Origin of the sequence: Paracoccus mutanolyticus (assembly GCF_003285265.1) — a bacterium.
Taxonomy (GTDB): Bacteria; Pseudomonadota; Alphaproteobacteria; order Rhodobacterales; family Rhodobacteraceae; genus Paracoccus; species Paracoccus yeei.
On sequence record NZ_CP030239.1, the window covers coordinates 474,151 to 492,796 of the forward strand.

Genomic DNA, 18,646 nt, shown 5'->3' on the forward strand with positions numbered 1-18,646 from the left:
GGCGCGTAAGCTAGCGATTAGGCAAATGTTGGCGATAACATCCCCTGGTTGCGCTAAACCTGACCATAAGTGCGCTTTCGTCATGCTTCCGCCATGCTATAGCACGGCTCAACGGCCGGGCGATCCCGGCCCGGCGATCATCAGGAGCTTACAGTCCATGTCCGAACCGCGCGTCAATCCGAATTGCCGTCTCGACGATCAAGGGATCTCGGGGCTTGGCACGGTCCACTACAACCTGCTTGAACCCGCCCTGATCGAGGCGGCCATCGCGCGCGGCGAGGGCAAGCTGGGCCTGGGCGGCAGCTTCCTGGTGTCGACCGGGTCGCATACCGGCCGCTCGCCCAAGGACAAGCACGTGGTCCGCACCCCGGGGGTCGAGGACTCGATCTGGTGGGAAAACAACAAGCCGATGGCGCCCGAGGCGTTCGACCGGCTTTACGCGGACATGCTGGACCACATGAAGGGCAAGGAATACTTCGTCCAGGACCTGTTCGGCGGCGCCGATCCGGCGCTGCGCCTTGACGTGCGCGTGGTGACCGAACTGGCCTGGCACGGGCTTTTCATCCGCCACCTGCTGCGCCGTCCCGATGCCGCCGAACTGGCTGATTTCGTTCCCGAATTCACCATCATCAACTGCCCCAGCTTCAAGGCCGACCCGGAACGCCACGGCTGCCGGTCTGAAACCGTGATCGCCCTGAACTTCGAGAAGAAGCTGATCCTGATCGGCAACACCGCCTATGCCGGCGAGAACAAGAAGTCGGTCTTTACCCTGCTGAACTACATCCTGCCGGAAAAGGGCGTGATGCCGATGCACTGCTCGGCCAACCACGCCATCGGCAACCCGGACGACGCCGCGATCTTCTTCGGCCTGTCGGGCACCGGCAAGACCACGCTGTCGGCCGATCCCTCGCGCACGCTGATCGGCGATGACGAACACGGCTGGTCGGATCACGGCATCTTCAATTTCGAGGGCGGCTGCTACGCCAAGACCATCAACCTGTCGGCCGAGGCCGAGCCGGAAATCTACGCCACCTGCTTCAAGTTCGGCACCGTGGTCGAGAACATGGTCTATGACCCCGAGACGCTGGAACTGGACTTCGAGGACAACTCGATCACCGACAACATGCGCTGCGCCTATCCGCTGGAGCAGATCTCGAACGCCTCCGAAACCTCGCTGGGCGGCATGCCGAAGAACGTCATCATGCTGACCTGCGATGCCTATGGCGTGCTGCCCCCGATCGCGCGGCTGACTCCGGCGCAGGCGATGTATCACTTCCTGTCGGGCTTCACCTCCAAGACCCCGGGCACCGAGGTGGGCGTGGTCGAGCCGACCCCCACCTTCTCGACCTGCTTCGGCGCACCCTTCATGCCGCGCCGGCCCGAAGTCTACGGCAAGCTTCTGCAGGAAAAGATCGCCCAGACCGGCGCGACCTGCTGGCTGGTCAACACCGGCTGGACCGGCGGCGCCTTTGGCACCGGCAAGCGGATGCCGATCAAGGCGACCCGCGCCCTGCTGACCGCCGCGCTGGACGGTTCGCTGAACGATGCCCAGTTCCGCAAGGACCCGAACTTCGGCTTCGAGGTTCCCGTCTCGGTTCCCGGCGTCGACGACACACTGCTGGACCCGCGCCAGACCTGGGCCGACGCCTCGGCCTATGACGCCCAGGCGCAGAAGCTGGTCGGCATGTTCAGCGACAACTTCGCCCAGTACGCCGACAAGATCGACGACGACGTGAAAGCGGCCGCCATCGGCTGATCCCCAAGGCGCGCCGGATTGAGGGGGCGGTCCGCTGGGCCGCCCTTTTTCTTGCGTCACCGCCGCCGGGGGCTTTGCGCCCCCGTCAGCCTGCGGCTGACTCCCCCGCAGGATATTTGAACACGAAAGAAGCACGAAAGCAGGCCCGGACTCCTGCCCCGTCTTTCACTGTTTTCCAAATACCCTGGGGGAGCGCGGAACGCGCGGGGGCGAAGCCCCCTTTACCTGTCGCGCCGCACCCGGCGACGCTTTTGCGCCCGCTTGACCTCGGCCAGGCGCGCTTGCGTGGCGCGCTTGCGCATCGGGCCCTTGCCCCTGCCGCGCATGCCCGAGCCCTGCGGCAGCGGCCGACCCTCGACCTCGAGCAGTTCCAGCATCAGGCCGCCGGTCAGCGGCACGGCTTCGGACAGGCGCACGGTGACGCGCTGGCCGATGCCGATCTCCAGCCCGGTTTCCGAGCCCATCAGCACCTGCGCCCGGGTCGTAATGGAAATATTCGCGCCCGTCTCGCGGATCGGCAGCACCAGTAGTCGTTGGTCTTGTAGCGCACGAGCGATTGCGACGAGACGCGGCCGGTCTCCTGATCGCAGGCATCGAAGGGAGCCAGGGAGCGGGCGGTGGCGGCGCGTTCCGCCGCCATCTAGCGCCGCTCGGTCTCGGAAATCTGCTTGGCGGTTTCGGACAGGTTCTCGATATCCCATTGCGACAACCCGTCGTCGCCCCATTTGTGGCCGGTAATCAGCGCACGATGGACGATCAGGTCGGAATAGCGGCGGATGGGCGAGGTGAAATGCGCGTAGGATCGCAGCGCCAGTCCGAAATGGCCGTAGTTTTCCGGGTGATAATAGGCCTGCTGCATGGAACGCAGCGCGGTCATGTTGATCAGTTCGTCGAAATCCGAACCCTCGGCCTGTTCCAGCAGCCGGATCAGATGGCGCGTCTGCAGGACCTGCCCCTTGGCCAGCGTAAAGCGCGACGCCTCGGCCACCTCGCGCAGGGCGTCCAGCTTTTCCAGCGTCGGCTCTTCGTGCACGCGATAGAGTAGCGGCCGGCGCAGGCGCTCCAGTTCCTCGGCGGCAGCGACGTTCGCCAGCACCATGAATTCCTCGATCAGGCGGTGGGCGTCGAAGCGCTCGCGAAAATTGACCGATTTCACCCGCCCGTCGGGGGTCAGGATGATCTTGCGTTCGGGCAGGTCCAGTTCCAGCGGCTGGCGGCGGGCACGCGCGGCCTTCAGCAAGCTATAGGCGTGCCACAGCGGGCGGATCACGCTGTCGATCAGGGGTGCCGTCGCCTGATCCGGGTTGTCGTCCGCCGCCGCCTGGGCCTGTTCATAGCTGAGGCTTGCCGCCGAATGCATCATGGCGCGGTGGAACGTGTGGCTGACCTTGTTGCCCTGAGCGTCGAGCCGCATCCGGACGGCGATCACCGGCCGGTCCACGCCTTCGTGCAGGGAACAAAGATCGCCTGACAGGATGTCGGGCAGCATCGGCACCACCCGGTCGGGGAAATAGGTCGAATTGCCGCGCTGCCGCGCCTCGCGGTCCAGCGCGCTGCCGGGGCGGACGTAATGCGCCACATCGGCGATGGCGACCCAGATGTCGGCGCCGCCGTCGTCGCGGATTTCGGCCGCCACGGCATCGTCGTGGTCGCGCGCGTCCGAGGGGTCGATGGTGACAAGCGGCAGGTGGCGCAGGTCCTCGCGTCCCTTCATGGTCGCGGGCGTCTGGGCATCGGCTTCGGCAATCACCGCGTCGGGGAAATCGTCGGGGATCCCGTGCTGGTGGATGGCGATCAGGCTGACCGCGCGCGGGGCCGAGGGGTCGCCCAGCCGTTCGACGATCCGGGCCGTCGGCAGGCCCAGGCGGCCGCGCGGGCCGATCTGCTCGGCCTCGACCAGTTCGCCGTTCCGGGCGCCATGCACCTCGCGCGCGGGGACCGACCATTCCTTGTCGCTGCCCTTGTCGATAGGCAGGATGCGGCCGCCGGCCTCGGGGCTGGCGCCGGCACGAAAGATGCCGACGACCCGGTGGCTGACCGTGCCGATGCGGCGGATCAGCCGGGCCTGATAATCGTGATCCTCGCCCCGCGTCTCGATCAGCCGGGCCAGGATACGGTCGCCGGGTGCCAGGGCGGGATCGGATCTCAGCGCCGCGTAAAGGATGCGCGGCATCGGCCCGTCGCCCTGCCATTCCATCGGACGCGCAAAGATGTCGCCATCCTTGTCGGGCGGCAGCAGTTGCACCACCGTCACCGGCGGCAGCTTTTCGGCGTCGTGATAATGGCGGCGGCGGCGCTCCAGAACGCCCTCGCCCTCAAGCTCCTTCAGCAGGCGCTTGAGTTCGATGCGCTCGGCCCCCTTGATGCCGAAGGCCTTGGCGATGTCGCGCTTGGCGGTGGCGTCGGGATGGGCCGCAACCCAGTCGAGAATCTGTTGTCGGGACGGTAGCTGTGCCATGCGGTCAGGCTAGCACGGCCCCCGGCGGCGCGGCAGGGGCAAAATCAGGCCGCGTCGGTGGCGGGCAGGCGTACCAGGTCCGCGGCTTCGCGCACGATCGGATCGGCCTCGGCGCCCGAGCGGATCAGGGCCACGAAATCGCGCCGCATCACCGGCGCCCAGTTGTCGTTGATATGCGCCGCCACCGCCTGGGCCGCCGGGCGGTCGGGCTGGTTGCGAAAGAAATCGGCCATCTGCTTGGCCATGCGGATCAGCTTTGTCGTGTCGTAATGCATGTGTCAGGGTCCGGCGATGCGGTGGGGATGGGTGTAAAGGTCGAAACTGTCGCCCCGCGCGCGGGCGATCAGGGTCAGGCCAGCGCGATCGGCCCATTGCAGGGCAAGGCCGGTGGGGGCGCTGGCACCGATCAGGACCGGCGCCCCGATGCGGGCGGCCTTTTGCACCAGATCGACCGACAGGCGCGAGGACATGACAATGGCCCCCTGCCCCGGATCGGTTCCGCTGGCGGCAAGCGCGCCGGCCAGCTTGTCCAGCGCATTGTGGCGGCCGACATCCTCGCGCACCAGGGCCGCGCGGCCGTCCCAGAAGGCGGCGCCGTGGATCGCCGGCGTGTCGCGGCGCAGGGCCTGGCCCCGGTCCAGGCCGGCCATGGCGCGGGCCACATCTTCCGGCGGCATGGTCCAGCGGCTTTCGACGGGCACCACGGCCGGCAAGGCCGCTGCGATGCTGTCGACGCCGCAGAGGCCGCAGCCGACCGGGCCGACCATGCTGCGGCGGCGCTCCGCCAGGCCGGCAGCCAGGCCGGGGCGCAGCCAGAGCCGCGCCTCGCGCGCGGAAAAGCCGCCGGCCTCGACCTCGGCCTCTTCGAAGTCCAGCACATCGGCGGGGCTGGCGACCAGCCCCTCGGTCAAGGCAAAGCCCAAGGCGAAATCGCGCAGGTCATGCGGCGTCGCCATCAGCACCGCCTGGCTCATGCCGTCGATGACGATGGAGACCGGCGTTTCCTGAGGGCTGGGCGGGGGCGCGGCGTGATGCCAGCCGCCCCCGTCCCAACGCATGACACCGCTGCCGTCGCGCATGTCACTCGGCGGCTTGGGGCAGGATGCGGCGCGACAGGTCGGAATGGGCCCGATACTCCTCTTGCCAGTCCGACGGGCCGTTCGAGGGGCTGACCTGCACGGCCGTCACCTTGAATTCGGGACAGTTGGTGGCCCAGTCGGAATTGTCCGTGGTCACCACATTGGCCTGGGTCGTCGGATGATGGAAGGTGGTATAGACCACGCCCGGCGCCACCCGTTCGGTGATATGGACGCGCAGCGTCGTGTCGCCAGAACGCGAGGCGACCCGCACCCAATCCCCTTCGCGCACGCCCCGGTTCTCGGCGTCCGAGGGGTGGATCTCCAGGATATCCTCGGGGTGCCAAGCGACGTTGTCGGTGCGCCGGGTCTGGGCGCCGACGTTGTACTGCGACAGGATCCGCCCCGTCGTCAGCAGCAGCGGGAAGCGGGCGCCGGTGCGTTCCTCGGTCGCGACATATTCGGTGTGGATGAACTTGCCCTTGCCGCGCACGAAGCCGTCGATGTGCATCAGGGGCGTGCCCAGGGGCGCCGCCTCGTTGCAGGGCCATTGCACCGAGCCCTCGCGCTCCAGCAGGTCATAGGTCACGCCGGCAAAGCTGGGCGTGGTCAGGGCGATTTCCGCCATGATCTCGCACGGGTGCTGATAGCTCCAGTTCCCGCCCAGGCGGTTGGCCAGCATCTGGGTGATCTGCCAGTCCTCGTACCCGTTCTTGGGCGTCATCGCCCGGTTCACCAGGTTGATGCGGCGCTCCGCATTGGTGAAGGTGCCGTCCTTTTCCAGGAAGGACGAGCCCGGCAGGAAGACATGGGCGTAGTTCGAGGTCTCGTTCAGGAACAGGTCGTGGACGATGACGATGTCCATCGCCGAAAGCGCGCTGGTGACATGGCGGGTGTCCGGGTCGGACTGCACGATATCCTCGCCCTGGCAGTAAAGCCCACGGAAGCGGCCGGCCAGGGCCTCGTCAAACATGTTCGGGATGCGCAGCCCCGGTTCGGGCGACAGCTCCACCCCCCAGACGCGCTGGTAAAGCGCCCGCGTTTCTGGGTCCGAGACATGCCGGTAGCCCGGATATTCGTGCGGGAAGCTGCCCATGTCGCAGGAGCCCTGCACGTTGTTCTGGCCGCGCAGCGGGTTCACGCCGGTGCCCGGCACGCCGATGTTGCCGCACATCATCGCAAGGTTGGCGATGGCCATGACCGTGGTCGAGCCCTGCGAATGTTCGGTCACGCCCAGCCCGTAATAGATGCTGGCGCGGGGCGCCGCCGCATAGGCGCGGGCCGCCTTGCGGATCAGTTCGGCCGGAACCTTCGAAAGCTTCTCGACCTCCTCGGGGGAATGCTTGGGGTCCAGCACGAATTCGGCATAGGCCAGGAATTCGTCCCAGTCGCATTTCGCGCGGATGAACGCCTCGTCATAGAGCTTCTCGGCCACGATCACATGGGCCAGCGAGGTGACGACGGCGACGTTCGTGCCCGGGCGCAGCGGCAGATGCAGGCCTGGGCCCATGTGCGGCGTGTGCAGCAGGTCGATCTCGCGCGGGTCGATCACGATCAGCCCGGCGCCCTGGCGCAGCCGCTTGCGCAGGCGCGAGCCGAACACCGGATGCCCGTCGGTCGGGTTCGCGCCGATGACCAGCGCCAGGTCGGTTTCCTCGACCGAGTCGAAGTCATGCGTCCCGGCCGAGGTGCCGAAGGCGGTCTTCAGCCCGTAGCCGGTCGGCGAATGGCAGACGCGCGCACAGGTGTCGGTGTTGTTGTTGCCAAAGACCGCGCGGGCGAGCTTCTGGACCAGATAGGTTTCCTCGTTGGTGCAGCGCGACGAGGTGATGACGCCGATGCTGTCGCGGCCATGATCGGCCTGCGCCCGGTGCAGCCGGTCGGCGGCGAAACCCAGCGCCTCGTCCCACGACACCACACGCCAGGGATCGGTGATCTTGTCGCGGATCATCGGTTCCAGCTTGCGGTCCTGGTGCGTGGCATAGCCCCAGGCGAAACGGCCCTTGACGCAGGAATGGCCGCGGTTGGCCTTGCCGTCCATCGACGGCACCATGCGCACGACCTCTTCGCCGCGCATATGCACGTCAAAGGAACAGCCGACGCCGCAATAGGCGCAGGTGGTCTTGACGATATGCTCGGGCGTGCCGATCTCGATCACCTTGTTCTCGATCAGCGTGGCGGTCGGGCAGACCTGCACGCAGGCGCCGCAGGACACGCAGTCCGAGCTGAGGAAGCTGTCGGACTCCATCCCCGCCGAAACGCGGCTGTCGAAACCGCGCCCCTCGATGGTCAGGGCGAAGGTGCCCTGCACCTCTTCGCAGGCACGCACGCAGCGCGAACAGACGATGCATTTCGCAGGGTCGAAGGTGAAATAGGGGTTCGACTGGTCCTTGGGCCGGTATTCGGGGTTCGGCCCCTCGGCCGTGCGCCGGGCGAAATGGTTCTTGCCCGGCTCATAGCGGACCTCGCGCAGGCCCACGGCGCCGGCCATGTCCTGCAGCTCGCAATCGCCATTCGCCGCGCAGGTCAGGCAGTCCAGCGGATGGTCCGAGATGTAAAGCTCCATCACGCCCTTGCGGATGGTGGCGATTTCGTCGGTCTGGGTATGGACGACCATACCCTCGGCCACCGGGGTCGTGCAGGACGCCGGCGTGCCGCGCATGCCTTCGATCTGCACGACGCACAGCCGGCACGAGCCAAAGGCGCTGACGTGATCCGTCGCACAAAGCTTCGGGACCGAGATCCCGGCCACCGCGGCGGCGCGCATGACGCTGGTGCCGGCCGGAACGGAAACCGGGATGCCGTCGACCAGCAGGTTCACCGTGACATCGGACCTGACCGCCGGGGTGCCCATATCGCGGCTGGGGATGATGAAGTCCTTCATTCTGCGGCCTCCTTACGGGGTTCGCTGCGCCCGCTGAATTCGTCGGGGAAATGGGTCAGGGCGGACATGACCGGGAAGGGCGCAAAGCCCCCCAAGGCGCACAGCGAGCCCCATTTCATCGTATTGCACAGGTCCTTGAGGATGGGGATGCCGTCCTGATCGCCCGATGCGATGCGGTCGATGGTTTCCACCCCGCGCACCGAGCCGATGCGGCAGGGCGTGCATTTGCCGCAGGACTCGACCGCGCAGAACTCCATGGCAAAGCGCGCGAGCTTCAGCATGTCGGCGCTGTCGTCGAAGACGGTGATGCCGGCGTGGCCCAGCAGCGCATCCTTGGCGCCCAGTTCCTCATAGCCGAAGGGCACGTCGAAATTCCAATGCGGGACGTATGCGCCCAAGGGGCCGCCAACCTGCGCCGCCTTGACCGGCCGGCCGCTGGCGGTGCCGCCGCCGATCTCCTCGATGATCTGGCGCAGCGTCATGCCGAAGGGCGCCTCGAACAACCCGCCGTGCCTGACATTGCCCGACAGCTGGATCGGGATCGTGCCCTTGGACCGGCCGATGCCGAGCTTCGCATACTCCGCCCCGCCATGCGCCAGGATCCAGGGCACCGTCGCCAGCGAAATCAGGTTGTTGACGACCGTCGGACGGCCCAGGAACCCTTCCAGCGCCGGAATGGGGGGCTTGGCGCGCACGGTGCCGCGCTTGCCTTCCAGGCTGTTCAGCAGGCTGGTTTCCTCGCCGCAGACATAGGCGCCGGCGCCGACGCGCACCTCCATGTCGAAGGCATGGCCCGAGCCCAGCACCGACTGGCCCAGGATGCCGGCCTGCCGGGCCTTGCCGATGGCCGCCTCCAGCACGCGGATGCTGTCGGGGTATTCGCTGCGGCAGTAGACATAGCCCTGGACCGCGCCGACCGCGATGCCGGCGATGGCCATGCCCTCGACCAGGACCAGCGGGTCGCCCTCCATGATCATGCGGTCGGCGAAACTGCCGCTGTCGCCTTCGTCGGCGTTGCAGACGATGTATTTCCGGGCCGCAGGCGCGCCGGCCACCGTCTTCCACTTGATGCCGGTCGGGAAACCCGCGCCGCCACGCCCGCGCAGGCCGGATTCGCTGACCTCGGCCACGATGGCCTCGGGGCCCATGCCGATGGCGTCGCGAAGGCCGTCAAGCCCGCCATGCGCCTGATACTCCTCGACCGACAGCGGGTCGATGACGCCGACACGCGCGAAGGTCAGCCGCGCCTGGGCCTTCATCCAGGGCAGTTCCTCGACCGGACCCAGCGCCAGCGGATGGTCGGTGCCGTCGCGCAGCGCCGCGACCAGCCCCGGCACGTCCTCCGCCTCGACCGGGCCATAGCCGTAACGCAGGCCGTCGCGCTCGACCTCGACCAGCGGCTCAAGCCAGATCATGCCGCGCGTGCCGTTGCGGGTGACGGTGAAATCCTGCGCCAGCGCGGCTGCGACCGCGTCGGCACCCAGCGCCTTGGCGGCGGCGTCCAGAGGAACCCAGACCCTCATGCGCCCGCCTCCGCCACCATCCGCGTGACCTTGGCCAGCGTGGCCCGGCCCAGCAGCCTCTCGCCCATCTGGGCCGAGGGCGCGCAGGCGCAAAGCCCCAGGCAGAACACCGGCTCCAGCGTCAGCCGCCCGTCCGGCGTGGTTTCGTGAAAGTCGATCCCCAGCGCGGCCCGCACCTGGTCGGCCAGCGCATCGGCGCCCATGGACTGGCAGGCCTCAGCCCGGCACAGCCGCAGCACATGCCGCCCCGAGGGGTGGTCGCGGAAATCGTGGTAGAAGCTGACGACGCCATGCACCTCGGCCCGGGTCAGTCCAAGCGCCTCGGCGATGACCGGCTGCGCATCTTCGGGGACATAGCCCCATTCGGCCTGGATGTCGTGCAGGATGGGCAGCAGCGGCCCTTCGCGGCCCTGGTGGGCCACCAGGATCTGGTCGAGGCGTTCAAGAAAATCAGCGGAAGGCGCTGTGGCGGTCATGGCTGGGTCGATCCGGGCTCATTCGTTTCCGGCCAGATTAGGCGGCAACGATAGCCGAAACAATCGCAATATACCGTTCCATGATTGATGTTATCTATCAAGCCGCATGGAAAAATGCCCCGGCCAAGACCGGGGCGCTGTCGAAGGGTCAGGTTTCGTGCAGGATCTGCTGGCGCGCGGTCAGCCGCAATTCGGCCATCTTGGCGCGGATCGCCGGTTCGTCCACCTTGCCTTCCAGGTCGGCGGCCAGCTTGCGGAACACGTCCTCGTCGCCCGGCTCGGCGAAGTCCGAGGTCACGACCGTCAGCGCATAGGCCCGCGCCTCGTCCCCGGTCTTGCCCAGCACGCCAGCGGCCCATTCGCCCAAAAGACGGTTGCGCCGCGCCTCTGCCTTGAAGTTCAGTTCGGCATCCCGGGCAAACTTCGCCTCGTAGGAACGTTCGCGATCGTCGAAAGTGGTCATGAAGCTCTCCGGCATGACGGCTTGTGGTCCTGGGATCAGGATAGGACCGGGCGGGGCGGCATCGCAACCCCGTATTGCCCCGGACCCCGTTTCTGGCCTATAGGCCAAGAAAGAACGGTTACCTTGCGGACGGGAGAACGCGCAGCATGGCACCAAGGCGCAAGAAGATCTACGAGGGCAAGGCCAAGATCCTGTACGAAGGCACCGAGCCGGGTACCCTGATCCAGTACTTCAAGGACGATGCCACCGCCTTCAACGCGCAGAAAAAGGCGACCATCGAGGGCAAGGGCGTGCTGAACAACCGCCTGTCCGAGTTCTTCATGACCGGGCTGACCAACATCGGCGTGCCGAACCACTTCATCCGCCGCATCAACATGCGCGAGCAGCTGGTGCGCCAGGTCGAGATCATCCCGCTGGAGGTGATCGTGCGCAACTTCGCCGCCGGCTCGATCGCCAAGCGCCTGGGCATGGAGGAAGGCACCCCCCTGCCCCGGCCGATCGTCGAATACAGCTTCAAGAACGACGAACTGGGCGATCCCTTCGTGTCCGAGGAGTACATCATCGCCTTCGGCTGGGCATCCCAGCAGGACCTGGACGACATCGTGTCGCTGGCGCTGCGCGTGAACGACTTCCTGTCGGGCGTGTTCTTCGGCGTCGGCATCAAGCTGATCGACTTCAAGATCGAGGTGGGGCGCATCTGGGACGGCGATTTCATGCGCCTGGTCGTCGCCGACGAGATCAGCCCGGATTCCTGCCGGCTGTGGGACGTCAAGACCGGCCAGAAGCTGGACAAGGACGTGTTCCGCCGCGACCTGGGCAGCCTGACCGACGCCTATACCGAGGTGGCGCGCCGGCTGGGCCTGATGCCCGCCAACACCACCTCGCTGACCAAGCCCACGCTGATCAACTGAAAGGCCTGCCATGAAAGCCCGTGTGACCATCATGCTGAAGGACGGCGTCCTGGACCCGCAGGGCGAGGCGATCCGCCATGCGCTGGGGGGCCTGGGCTTTTCCGGCGTCGCGGGCGTGCGCCAGGGCAAGGTGATCGAGCTGGACCTGGCCCCCGAGCTTGCGTCGGGCAATGCCGAGGCGGCACGGGCCGAGGTCGCCCGCATGTGCGAAGGCCTGCTGGCCAACACCGTGATCGAGAAATACGCGGTCGAGATCGTCTGAACCGCTGCGCCGGGGGCTTCGCGCCCCCGGACCCCCGCGGGATATTTGTCCAAGAAAGAAGAACGGGAGGGCTGTCCGTGATCGACAAGCTGTCCATGTTCATGGTGCTGGCGCGCGAAGAGCATTTCGGCCGGGCCGCCGAGGCGCTGGGGATCACCCAGCCCAGCCTGTCATCCGCCATCAAGGCGCTGGAGGAGCAGCTGGGCGTGCAGCTGGTGCGGCGCGGCTCGCGCTATCAGGGGCTGACGCCCGAGGGTGAGCGCGTGCTGGACTGGGCCCGGCGCATCGTCGGCGACGCCCGCGCCATGCAATCCGAGATGGAAGCGCGGCGGCGCGGCGTGTCGGGCCTGCTGCGGCTGGGGGTGATCCCGACCGCCATGCCGCGCATCGCCGAACTGACCGGCCCCTTTCTCAAGCGCCATCCGAACGCGGGCGTGTCGATCCTGTCGCGCTCCTCGGACGAGATCCGCGACCAGATCGAGGCGCTGGAACTGGACGCGGGCGTGACCTATCTGGACAGCGAGCCCCTGGGCCGGGTGCAGGTCCTGCCGCTGTACCGCGAGACCTATTGCCTGATTTCGCGCGACGAGGACAGGGGCCCGGTCGGCTGGGCCGAGGCGGCGCGGCGCCCGCTGTGCCTGCTGACCCCCGACATGCAGAACCGCCGCATCGTCACGCGCCATCTGGTCGAGGCCGGGGCCGATGCCATGCCGCGGGTCGAATCGACCTCGATGCTGGCGATCCTGTCGCATGTGGCGACCGGCGACTGGGCCGCGATCCTGCCGCGCAGCCTGGCGCGCGGCCTGCCTCTGCCGCAGGGCGTTTCGGCCCGAGACCTCAGCGGCGAGGGCCATATGGTCGGGCTGGTCACCGCACGGCGCGAGCCCCACCCGCCGCTGGTCGAGGCGCTGATCCGCAATGCCGGGCGCAGCGCGCCCGAGGACGCCGCCTGATCCGGGCTCAGTCGTCCTGCGGCATCAGGAAATGGCCCGTGGCCTGCGCGAACAGGCGCGCGCGCTGGTCCTGCCAGGCCTCGACCTGGACGCTGGCGTAGCGCCGCCCCGAGCGCACCACCCGCGCCCGCGCATAGGCGTCGCGCGGCAGGCCCGGGCGCAGGTAGTCCACCGTGAAGTCGATGGTCTTGGGCAGATGGGGCATCGTCTCGGGGCGCGCGGGATCGGGGGCGATGCGGCCGGCCTCCATGTCCTCCCAGATCGCGCTCCAGGTCAGCTCGACGATGGCCGCGACCTCGAGGAAGGCGGCCGTCACGCCGCCGTGCAGCGCGGGCAGCATGGGATTGCCGATCAGCTTGCCGTCGAAGGGCAGGATGGCCGTCAGTTCGTCCCCCCGGCGGTCGAACTGGATGCTCAGCCAGCGGATATAGGGCACGCCCGCAAACAGCGCGCTGAGCGTGGCGTTGCGCCGCGACTTGATCGCGGCCAGGGGTTCGTTGCGATCCGTCATCTAGCGCTCGAAGGTGAAGGCGCCGGTGGCCGAAGCCACAGGCCGGCTGTCGTCGTCGTCCGTGGCCCAGGCGCGCACGAAGGCGACCGAGCGCGTGACGTGATAGCATTCGGCCCGCGCGGTGATGCCTTGGCGCGGCGTCGCCGGCCGCATGTAGTCGATCCGCAGGTCGATGGTGGCGGTGGCGGGCGGCCCGTCCGGGTGCGCCATCACGGCTGCGCCGCTGCAGGTGTCCATCAGGGTCGAGATCACGCCGCCATGGATCACGCCGCTGCGCGGATCGCCCACCAGATCGGCGTTCCAGGGCAGGCTGATTTCCGCCCGGCCCGGCCCCAGGTCGTCAAGCCGCATCCCCAGCGCCCGGGCATGGGGGATCGCCTCGATGAACTGGCGCGCGATGCGTCGGCGCTGGTCGGCGCCGGCGTCCTCTGGCTCAAGCATCCTGCCCTCCGCTTGTGGTGGGAACAGGCTAACGGCCATGGGGTTGTGTCACAAGAGGCGGCGCCGCGCCGACGGTTGAGTTTGATGCGACGCCACGTTAGGCTTTATCGACTTTGAACAGGTTCATTGCATGGCTGACAGCGAATTCATCAGTTTCAAGGAGATGTGCGCCCGGTTCGACGTGACCCCCCGCACCCTGCGATACTATGAATACATCGAGCTTCTGAGCCCGCGCAAGGAAGGCCGTTCGCGCTTTTACGGCCCGCGCGAGATCGCCCGGATGAAGCTGATCCTGCGCGGCCGGCGCTTCGGCTTTTCGCTGGAGGACATCCGGCAGTGGCTGCTGATCTATGGCGAAAAGGGCACGCGCGAACAGTATCGCGTCTGGATCGACCTGGCGACGCGCCAGCTCGAGGTGCTGGCCCAGCAGCGCGACGAGATCGACCAGGCCATCGCCGACCTGCGCGCACTTAAGGACGAGACCGCGGCGCTGCTGCGCGACATGCCCCAGGACGGCAGCCAGGGCTGACGCGACGTCGTCCCTTACGCGAACGTCAACTTGCCCTATATTCCGCCTTGGGAGTGCCAGCGAGGAGGACGGGAAAGGACAGCCATGGGCGACGATCTGCTGACCATCCGCCAGATGTGCGACGCCTATGACGTGACCCCGCGCACGTTGCGCTTCTACGAATCGCGCGAGCTGATCTTTCCCCAGCGCCAGGGGCAGCACCGGCTGTATTCCCGGCGCGACCGCGCCCGGCTGACGCTGATCCTGCGCGGCAAGCGCTTCGGCTTTTCGCTGGAACAGATCCGCCAGCTTCTTGAACTGTACGACCCGGCCGAACGCAACGTGACCCAGACCCGGGCCACGCTTGTGACGGCGCGCGAACGGCTGGCCGACATGGAGCGCCAGCACCGCGACCTGGCCGGGGCCATCGAGGAATTGCGCCAGCAGATCGCCCAGGGCGAGACCGGCTGGCAAACCTGAAATCCGGCGCCTGACGGCCCGACGTCCCGGAGGAACCATGACGACCTATACCGCCCCCGTGCGCGATATCCAGTTCGTGCTGCATGACGTGCTGAACGTCTCGGCGCAGCCCGTCCCGGGCTACGAAGACCTGGACCGCGACTTCACCCAGGCCGTGCTGGAGGCGGCGGGCAAGCTGGCAGCCGAGGTCCTGGCGCCGCTGAACGCGGTGGGCGACCGTCAGGGCTGCCGGCTGGAAAACGGCGTCGTGCGTACGCCAGAGGGGTTCAAGGCCGCCTTCGACGCGATGCGCAAAGGCGGGTGGACGGCCCTCGACTGCGATCCCGAATACGGTGGCCAGGGCATGCCCTATGTCATGGGCCTCTCGGCGGGCGAATTCTTCAGCGGCGCGAACATGGCCTTCGCCATGTACCAGGGCCTGACCCATGGCGCCTATTCGGCGATCCACGTCCACGGCACCGAGCAGCAGAAGGCGACCTACCTGCCCCGCATGGTCAGCTGCGAATGGACCGGCACCATGAACCTGACCGAACCCCATGCCGGCACCGACCTGGGCCTGCTGCGCACCAGGGCCGAGCCGCAGGCGGATGGCAGCTACCGGATCACGGGGCAGAAGATCTTCATCTCGGCCGGCGATCACGACATGGCAGAGAACGTCATCCATCTGGTCCTGGCCAAGGCGCCCGGCGGGGGCGAAGGCACGCGCGGCATCTCGCTGTTCATCGTGCCCAAGTTCCTGGTGAACCCGGACGGCAGCCTGGGCGAGCGCAACGCGCTTTCGGTCGGCAAGATCGAGGAAAAGATGGGCATCCACGGCAATGCCACCTGCGTCATGAACTATGACGGTGCGCAGGGCTGGCTGCTGGGCGAGCTTCACAAGGGCATGAAGGCCATGTTCACCATGATGAACGAGGCACGGATCGGCGTCGGCCTGCAGGGCTATGCCGTGGCCGAGGCCGCCTATCAGGCCGCCGCCGCCTATGCCCGGGACCGGCTGCAGGGCCGCGCCGCGACAGCCGAGGCCAATCCCTCGGGGCCGGCCGATCCGCTGATCGTGCATCCCGACATCCGCCGCAACCTGATGGACCAGAAAAGCTTCGTCGAGGGCGCCCGCGCCCTGGCCACCTGGTGCGCCAGCCTGATCGACCGGAGCCACCGCGCGCAGGACGCCGAGGCCGAAGGGCTGGTGTCGTTGCTGACCCCGGTGGTCAAGGGCTTCCTGACCGACAAGGGGTTCGAGACGGCAGTGCAGGCGCAGCAGGTCTTTGGCGGCCATGGCTATATCGAGGAACAGGGCATGTCCCAGTTCGTCCGCGACACCCGCATCGCCATGATCTACGAAGGCGCGAGCGGCGTCCAGGCGCTGGACCTGGTCGGCCGCAAGCTGGCGGCCGAGGGCGGCCGCCCGATCATGGCCTTCTTCGAAGCGGTCAAGGCCGACATCAAGGTGCATGAGGGCGACGACGACCTGCGCGCCAGCTTCTGCGAGCCGCTGAAGGCCGCCTCCAAGGACCTGCAGGCGGCAGCCATGTTCTTCATGGAGCAAGGCATGAAGGATCCCGACGCGGCGCTGGCGGGCTCCTATGACTTCATGCACCTGTTCGGCCATGTGGCGTTGGGTCTGATGTGGCTGCGCATGGCGGCGGCCGCCCGGGCGGCCCTGGCCGAGGGCCGGACCGAGCAGGACTTCTATCATGCCAAGCTTGCCACGGGGCGCTACTACATGGCCCGCCAGCTGCCGGCGACGGCGATGCACCTGGCGCGCATCCGCTCGGGCGCCAGGCCCGTGATGGCACTGGACGCGGCGCTGTTCTGAAAGGCCCCGGCGGGCACGCGAGAAGGAAAGGTCGCATGGGTATTTGAACAACAAGGAAGCCCGCGAGGTGTGCGCCCCGACCACCCCCGCTGTTCAGGCGGGACAGGTTGTCGCCAGATGATCGGGGCGGCTTCCTCGTTGGCGGTCATCGGCTCCCCAGCCTGTACCGCAAGACCATGAATATGCTTCGAAGGTTAAGAATGCGCTAACGTCTTCCTTGTTGTCTAAATACCCATGCGGCGCCTCAAGCCGCGATAGTGCCGCAGAAAAGGATCCCGCGATGACCGCCCAGCTTCACTGTTTCGGAGAATCCGGCCACTCCTACAAGGTGGCGTTGATGATGCAGCTGACCGGCTATCCCTGGCAGCCGGTCTTCGTGGACTTCTTCGGGGGTGCCACGCGCAGCCCCGATTACCGTGCCCTGAACGAGATGGCCGAGGCGCCGGTCCTTGTCGAGGATGGCCGCACCCTGACCCAGTCCGGCGTCATCTTGCTGCACCTGGCCCGGCGGACCGGACGCTTCATGGAAGGCGACCGAGACGAGATCCTGCGCTGGCTGTTCTGGGACAACCACAAGGGTTCGGCACAATTCGGAACGCTGCGCTTCCTGATGAACTTCCTGGCGCCCGAAAAGCGCCCTGCCGAGGTGATCGGCTGGATGCAGGGGCGGGCGCGGGCGGCGCTGAAGACGCTGGACGGGCATCTTGCCACCCGCAACTGGCTTGCGGGCGAAAGCGCGACCATCGCCGATCTCTCCTGCTGCTCATATCTTTTCTATCCCGAGCCCTTCGGCTTCGAACGGGCCGACTGGCCCCATGTCGACGGCTGGCTGGCGCGCATCCAGGCGCTGCCGGGCTGGAAACACCCCTATGACCTGATGCCCGGCAACCCTTCGGACCGGGCCGCGAAGGAGGACGCATGACCGACGCATTCATCTATGACACCGCCCGCACGCCGCGCGGCAAGGGCCGTCCCGATGGCAGCCTGCACGAGGTCACCTCGGTTGCGCTGTCGGCGCGGCTTCTGAACGCGGTGAAGGCCCGCAACGGCCTGGAAGGCCACGCGGTCGAGGACGTGATCTGGGGCAATGTCACCCAGGTCAAGGAACAGGGCGGCTGCCTTGCCCGCTCGGCCGTGCTGGCCTCGGACCTGGACGAATCGATCCCCGGCCTTTCGATCAACCGCTTCTGCGCCAGCGGCATGGAGGCGGTGAACCTGGCCGCGAACCAGGTGCGCGCCGGCGCCGGGTCTGCCTATATCGCAGGGGGCGTCGAGATGATGGGCCGCGTCGCCATGGGCAGCGACGGCGCTGCCATCGCGGTCGACCCGAGCCTGACCTTTCCGACCTATTTCGTGCCCCAGGGCATCAGCGCCGACATCATCGCCACCGAATACGGTTTCACCCGCGAGGATGCCGACAAGCTGGCCGTCGAAAGCCAGCGCCGCGCCGCGCAGGCCTGGGCCGAGGACCGCTTTGCGAAATCCATCGTCCCGGTTCTGGACCAGAACGGGCTGACCATCCTCGAGCGCGACGAATACCTGCGCCCCGGCACGACGCTGGAGGATCTGGCCAGACTGAAGCCCGCCTTCAAGGACATGGGCGAGTCGATGCCCGGTTTCGACAAGGTGGCGCTGCTGAAATACCCGCACCTGCCCGCCATCGACCACATCCACCATGCCGGAAACAGCTCCGGCATCGTGGACGGGGCGGCGGCGGTGCTGATCGGCGACGCGGAATTCGGCAAGGCCCACGGGCTGACGCCCCGCGCCCGCATTCGCGCCACCGCCAAGATCGGCACCGACCCGACCATCATGCTGCAGGCCCGGTCCACGTCACCAAAAGATCCTGCGCGACACGGCATGTCGATCAGCGACATCGACCTCATCGAGGTGATCGAGGCCTTCGCCTCGGTCGTCCTGCGCTTCATGCAGGCGTTCCAGGTCGACCCCGGCATCGTCAACGTGAACGGCGGCGCCATTGCCATGGGTCATCCGCTGGGCGCAACCGGCGCGATCATCATCGGCACGCTGCTCGACGAACTCGAGCGGCAGGACAAGACAGTCGGCCTGGCGACGCTCTGCATCGCCTCCGGCATGGGCGCGGCCACGATCATCGAGCGGGTGTGAC

Annotated in this window: 19 protein-coding genes; 9 read left to right on the forward strand and 10 right to left on the reverse strand. The window is 67.4% G+C overall.

What is annotated here, in order from left to right:
* Positions 1-157: 157 nt before the first annotated feature.
* Positions 158-1,756 carry a phosphoenolpyruvate carboxykinase gene (locus DPM13_RS02700; RefSeq protein ID WP_028717865.1) on the forward strand — a complete coding sequence of 533 codons (1,599 nt, stop codon included), beginning with the start codon at positions 158-160 and terminating at the stop codon, positions 1,754-1,756.
* A 221-nt stretch (positions 1,757-1,977) separates the two neighbouring features.
* Here the strand turns inward: DPM13_RS02700 and DPM13_RS02705 are convergent, their stop codons facing one another.
* The 8 genes from DPM13_RS02705 to DPM13_RS02740 all read right to left on the reverse strand — a co-directional run bounded on the left by DPM13_RS02705 (position 1,978) and on the right by DPM13_RS02740 (position 10,636).
* On the reverse strand, positions 1,978-2,280 hold the full coding sequence (locus DPM13_RS02705; protein ID WP_145963301.1) for a hypothetical protein: 303 nt from the start codon (positions 2,278-2,280) through the stop codon (positions 1,978-1,980).
* 116 nt (positions 2,281-2,396) lie between these two features.
* Complete coding sequence (locus tag DPM13_RS02710) at positions 2,397-4,214, reverse strand: ribonuclease R family protein (protein ID WP_189654822.1); 1,818 nt, start codon at positions 4,212-4,214, stop codon at positions 2,397-2,399.
* A gap of 44 nt (positions 4,215-4,258) precedes the next feature.
* Positions 4,259-4,489 carry a formate dehydrogenase subunit delta gene (locus DPM13_RS02715; protein ID WP_028717867.1) on the reverse strand — a complete coding sequence of 77 codons (231 nt, stop codon included), beginning with the start codon at positions 4,487-4,489 and terminating at the stop codon, positions 4,259-4,261.
* Positions 4,490-4,492: 3 nt separating this feature from the next.
* Complete coding sequence (gene fdhD / locus DPM13_RS02720) at positions 4,493-5,293, reverse strand: formate dehydrogenase accessory sulfurtransferase FdhD (protein WP_112887407.1); 801 nt, start codon at positions 5,291-5,293, stop codon at positions 4,493-4,495.
* A 1-nt stretch (position 5,294) separates the two neighbouring features.
* Positions 5,295-8,174 carry a formate dehydrogenase subunit alpha gene (fdhF, locus tag DPM13_RS02725; RefSeq protein WP_112887408.1) on the reverse strand — a complete coding sequence of 960 codons (2,880 nt, stop codon included), beginning with the start codon at positions 8,172-8,174 and terminating at the stop codon, positions 5,295-5,297.
* Positions 8,171-9,697, reverse strand: coding sequence for an NADH-ubiquinone oxidoreductase-F iron-sulfur binding region domain-containing protein (locus DPM13_RS02730; protein ID WP_112887409.1), 1,527 nt, complete (start codon positions 9,695-9,697; stop codon positions 8,171-8,173). Before DPM13_RS02730 ends, fdhF begins: the two co-directional genes overlap by 4 nt.
* Positions 9,694-10,173, reverse strand: a complete 480-nt coding sequence (locus tag DPM13_RS02735; RefSeq protein ID WP_112887410.1) for a formate dehydrogenase subunit gamma — start codon at positions 10,171-10,173, stop codon at positions 9,694-9,696. The genes DPM13_RS02730 and DPM13_RS02735 overlap by 4 nt, the downstream gene beginning before the upstream one ends.
* Before the next feature lie 148 nt (positions 10,174-10,321).
* Positions 10,322-10,636: a DUF1476 domain-containing protein gene (locus DPM13_RS02740; protein ID WP_028717872.1), complete on the reverse strand. Its 315-nt coding sequence runs from the start codon at positions 10,634-10,636 to the stop codon at positions 10,322-10,324.
* 146 nt (positions 10,637-10,782) lie between these two features.
* Here DPM13_RS02740 and purC point away from each other — a divergent pair, with 146 nt between their 5' ends.
* The 3 genes from purC (at position 10,783) to DPM13_RS02755 (ending at position 12,762) form a co-directional block, all read left to right on the forward strand.
* Positions 10,783-11,547, forward strand: a complete 765-nt coding sequence (gene purC, locus DPM13_RS02745) for a phosphoribosylaminoimidazolesuccinocarboxamide synthase (protein ID WP_028716635.1) — start codon at positions 10,783-10,785, stop codon at positions 11,545-11,547.
* 10 nt (positions 11,548-11,557) lie between these two features.
* Complete coding sequence (purS, locus tag DPM13_RS02750; protein WP_112887411.1) at positions 11,558-11,809, forward strand: phosphoribosylformylglycinamidine synthase subunit PurS; 252 nt, start codon at positions 11,558-11,560, stop codon at positions 11,807-11,809.
* Between the two features lie 77 nt (positions 11,810-11,886).
* Positions 11,887-12,762, forward strand: coding sequence for a LysR family transcriptional regulator (locus DPM13_RS02755; protein WP_028717874.1), 876 nt, complete (start codon positions 11,887-11,889; stop codon positions 12,760-12,762).
* 7 nt (positions 12,763-12,769) lie between these two features.
* On the opposite strand, the gene DPM13_RS02760 is transcribed toward DPM13_RS02755, so the two are convergent.
* Positions 12,770-13,273: a PaaI family thioesterase gene (locus tag DPM13_RS02760; RefSeq protein WP_112887412.1), complete on the reverse strand. Its 504-nt coding sequence runs from the start codon at positions 13,271-13,273 to the stop codon at positions 12,770-12,772.
* Positions 13,274-13,714, reverse strand: coding sequence for a PaaI family thioesterase (locus tag DPM13_RS02765; protein WP_112887413.1), 441 nt, complete (start codon positions 13,712-13,714; stop codon positions 13,274-13,276).
* A 130-nt stretch (positions 13,715-13,844) separates the two neighbouring features.
* Here DPM13_RS02765 and DPM13_RS02770 point away from each other — a divergent pair, with 130 nt between their 5' ends.
* The 5 genes from DPM13_RS02770 to DPM13_RS02790 all read left to right on the forward strand — a co-directional run bounded on the left by DPM13_RS02770 (position 13,845) and on the right by DPM13_RS02790 (position 18,645).
* Positions 13,845-14,243 (forward strand): MerR family transcriptional regulator, encoded by a 399-nt coding sequence (locus DPM13_RS02770; RefSeq protein ID WP_028717877.1) that lies wholly within the window; start codon positions 13,845-13,847, stop codon positions 14,241-14,243.
* 84 nt (positions 14,244-14,327) lie between these two features.
* Positions 14,328-14,702: a MerR family transcriptional regulator gene (locus DPM13_RS02775; protein WP_112887414.1), complete on the forward strand. Its 375-nt coding sequence runs from the start codon at positions 14,328-14,330 to the stop codon at positions 14,700-14,702.
* A gap of 37 nt (positions 14,703-14,739) precedes the next feature.
* Positions 14,740-16,518 carry an acyl-CoA dehydrogenase C-terminal domain-containing protein gene (locus tag DPM13_RS02780; RefSeq protein WP_112887415.1) on the forward strand — a complete coding sequence of 593 codons (1,779 nt, stop codon included), beginning with the start codon at positions 14,740-14,742 and terminating at the stop codon, positions 16,516-16,518.
* A gap of 280 nt (positions 16,519-16,798) precedes the next feature.
* Complete coding sequence (locus DPM13_RS02785; RefSeq protein ID WP_112887416.1) at positions 16,799-17,440, forward strand: glutathione S-transferase family protein; 642 nt, start codon at positions 16,799-16,801, stop codon at positions 17,438-17,440.
* Positions 17,437-18,645, forward strand: coding sequence for an acetyl-CoA C-acetyltransferase (locus tag DPM13_RS02790; RefSeq protein WP_112887417.1), 1,209 nt, complete (start codon positions 17,437-17,439; stop codon positions 18,643-18,645). Before DPM13_RS02785 ends, DPM13_RS02790 begins: the two co-directional genes overlap by 4 nt.
* Position 18,646 lies beyond the last annotated feature (1 nt).

Bases quoted from the DNA above. Each gene is read 5' to 3' on its own strand.
- DPM13_RS02735 (WP_112887410.1), bottom strand. From the start codon at position 10,173: ATGACCGCCACAGCGCCTTCCGCTGATTTTCTTGAACGCCTCGACCAG.
- DPM13_RS02770 (WP_028717877.1), top strand. From the start codon at position 13,845: ATGGCTGACAGCGAATTCATCAGTTTCAAGGAGATGTGCGCCCGGTTC.
- fdhD (WP_112887407.1), bottom strand. From the start codon at position 5,293: ATGCGCGACGGCAGCGGTGTCATGCGTTGGGACGGGGGCGGCTGGCAT.
- DPM13_RS02700 (WP_028717865.1), top strand. From the start codon at position 158: ATGTCCGAACCGCGCGTCAATCCGAATTGCCGTCTCGACGATCAAGGG.
- DPM13_RS02715 (WP_028717867.1), bottom strand. From the start codon at position 4,489: ATGCATTACGACACGACAAAGCTGATCCGCATGGCCAAGCAGATGGCC.
- DPM13_RS02775 (WP_112887414.1), top strand. From the start codon at position 14,328: ATGGGCGACGATCTGCTGACCATCCGCCAGATGTGCGACGCCTATGAC.
- DPM13_RS02710 (WP_189654822.1), bottom strand. From the start codon at position 4,214: ATGGCACAGCTACCGTCCCGACAACAGATTCTCGACTGGGTTGCGGCC.
- DPM13_RS02785 (WP_112887416.1), top strand. From the start codon at position 16,799: ATGACCGCCCAGCTTCACTGTTTCGGAGAATCCGGCCACTCCTACAAG.
- DPM13_RS02740 (WP_028717872.1), bottom strand. From the start codon at position 10,636: ATGACCACTTTCGACGATCGCGAACGTTCCTACGAGGCGAAGTTTGCC.
- DPM13_RS02780 (WP_112887415.1), top strand. From the start codon at position 14,740: ATGACGACCTATACCGCCCCCGTGCGCGATATCCAGTTCGTGCTGCAT.
- purS (WP_112887411.1), top strand. From the start codon at position 11,558: ATGAAAGCCCGTGTGACCATCATGCTGAAGGACGGCGTCCTGGACCCG.
- purC (WP_028716635.1), top strand. From the start codon at position 10,783: ATGGCACCAAGGCGCAAGAAGATCTACGAGGGCAAGGCCAAGATCCTG.
- DPM13_RS02765 (WP_112887413.1), bottom strand. From the start codon at position 13,714: ATGCTTGAGCCAGAGGACGCCGGCGCCGACCAGCGCCGACGCATCGCG.
- fdhF (WP_112887408.1), bottom strand. From the start codon at position 8,174: ATGAAGGACTTCATCATCCCCAGCCGCGATATGGGCACCCCGGCGGTC.
- DPM13_RS02760 (WP_112887412.1), bottom strand. From the start codon at position 13,273: ATGACGGATCGCAACGAACCCCTGGCCGCGATCAAGTCGCGGCGCAAC.
- DPM13_RS02790 (WP_112887417.1), top strand. From the start codon at position 17,437: ATGACCGACGCATTCATCTATGACACCGCCCGCACGCCGCGCGGCAAG.
- DPM13_RS02730 (WP_112887409.1), bottom strand. From the start codon at position 9,697: ATGAGGGTCTGGGTTCCTCTGGACGCCGCCGCCAAGGCGCTGGGTGCC.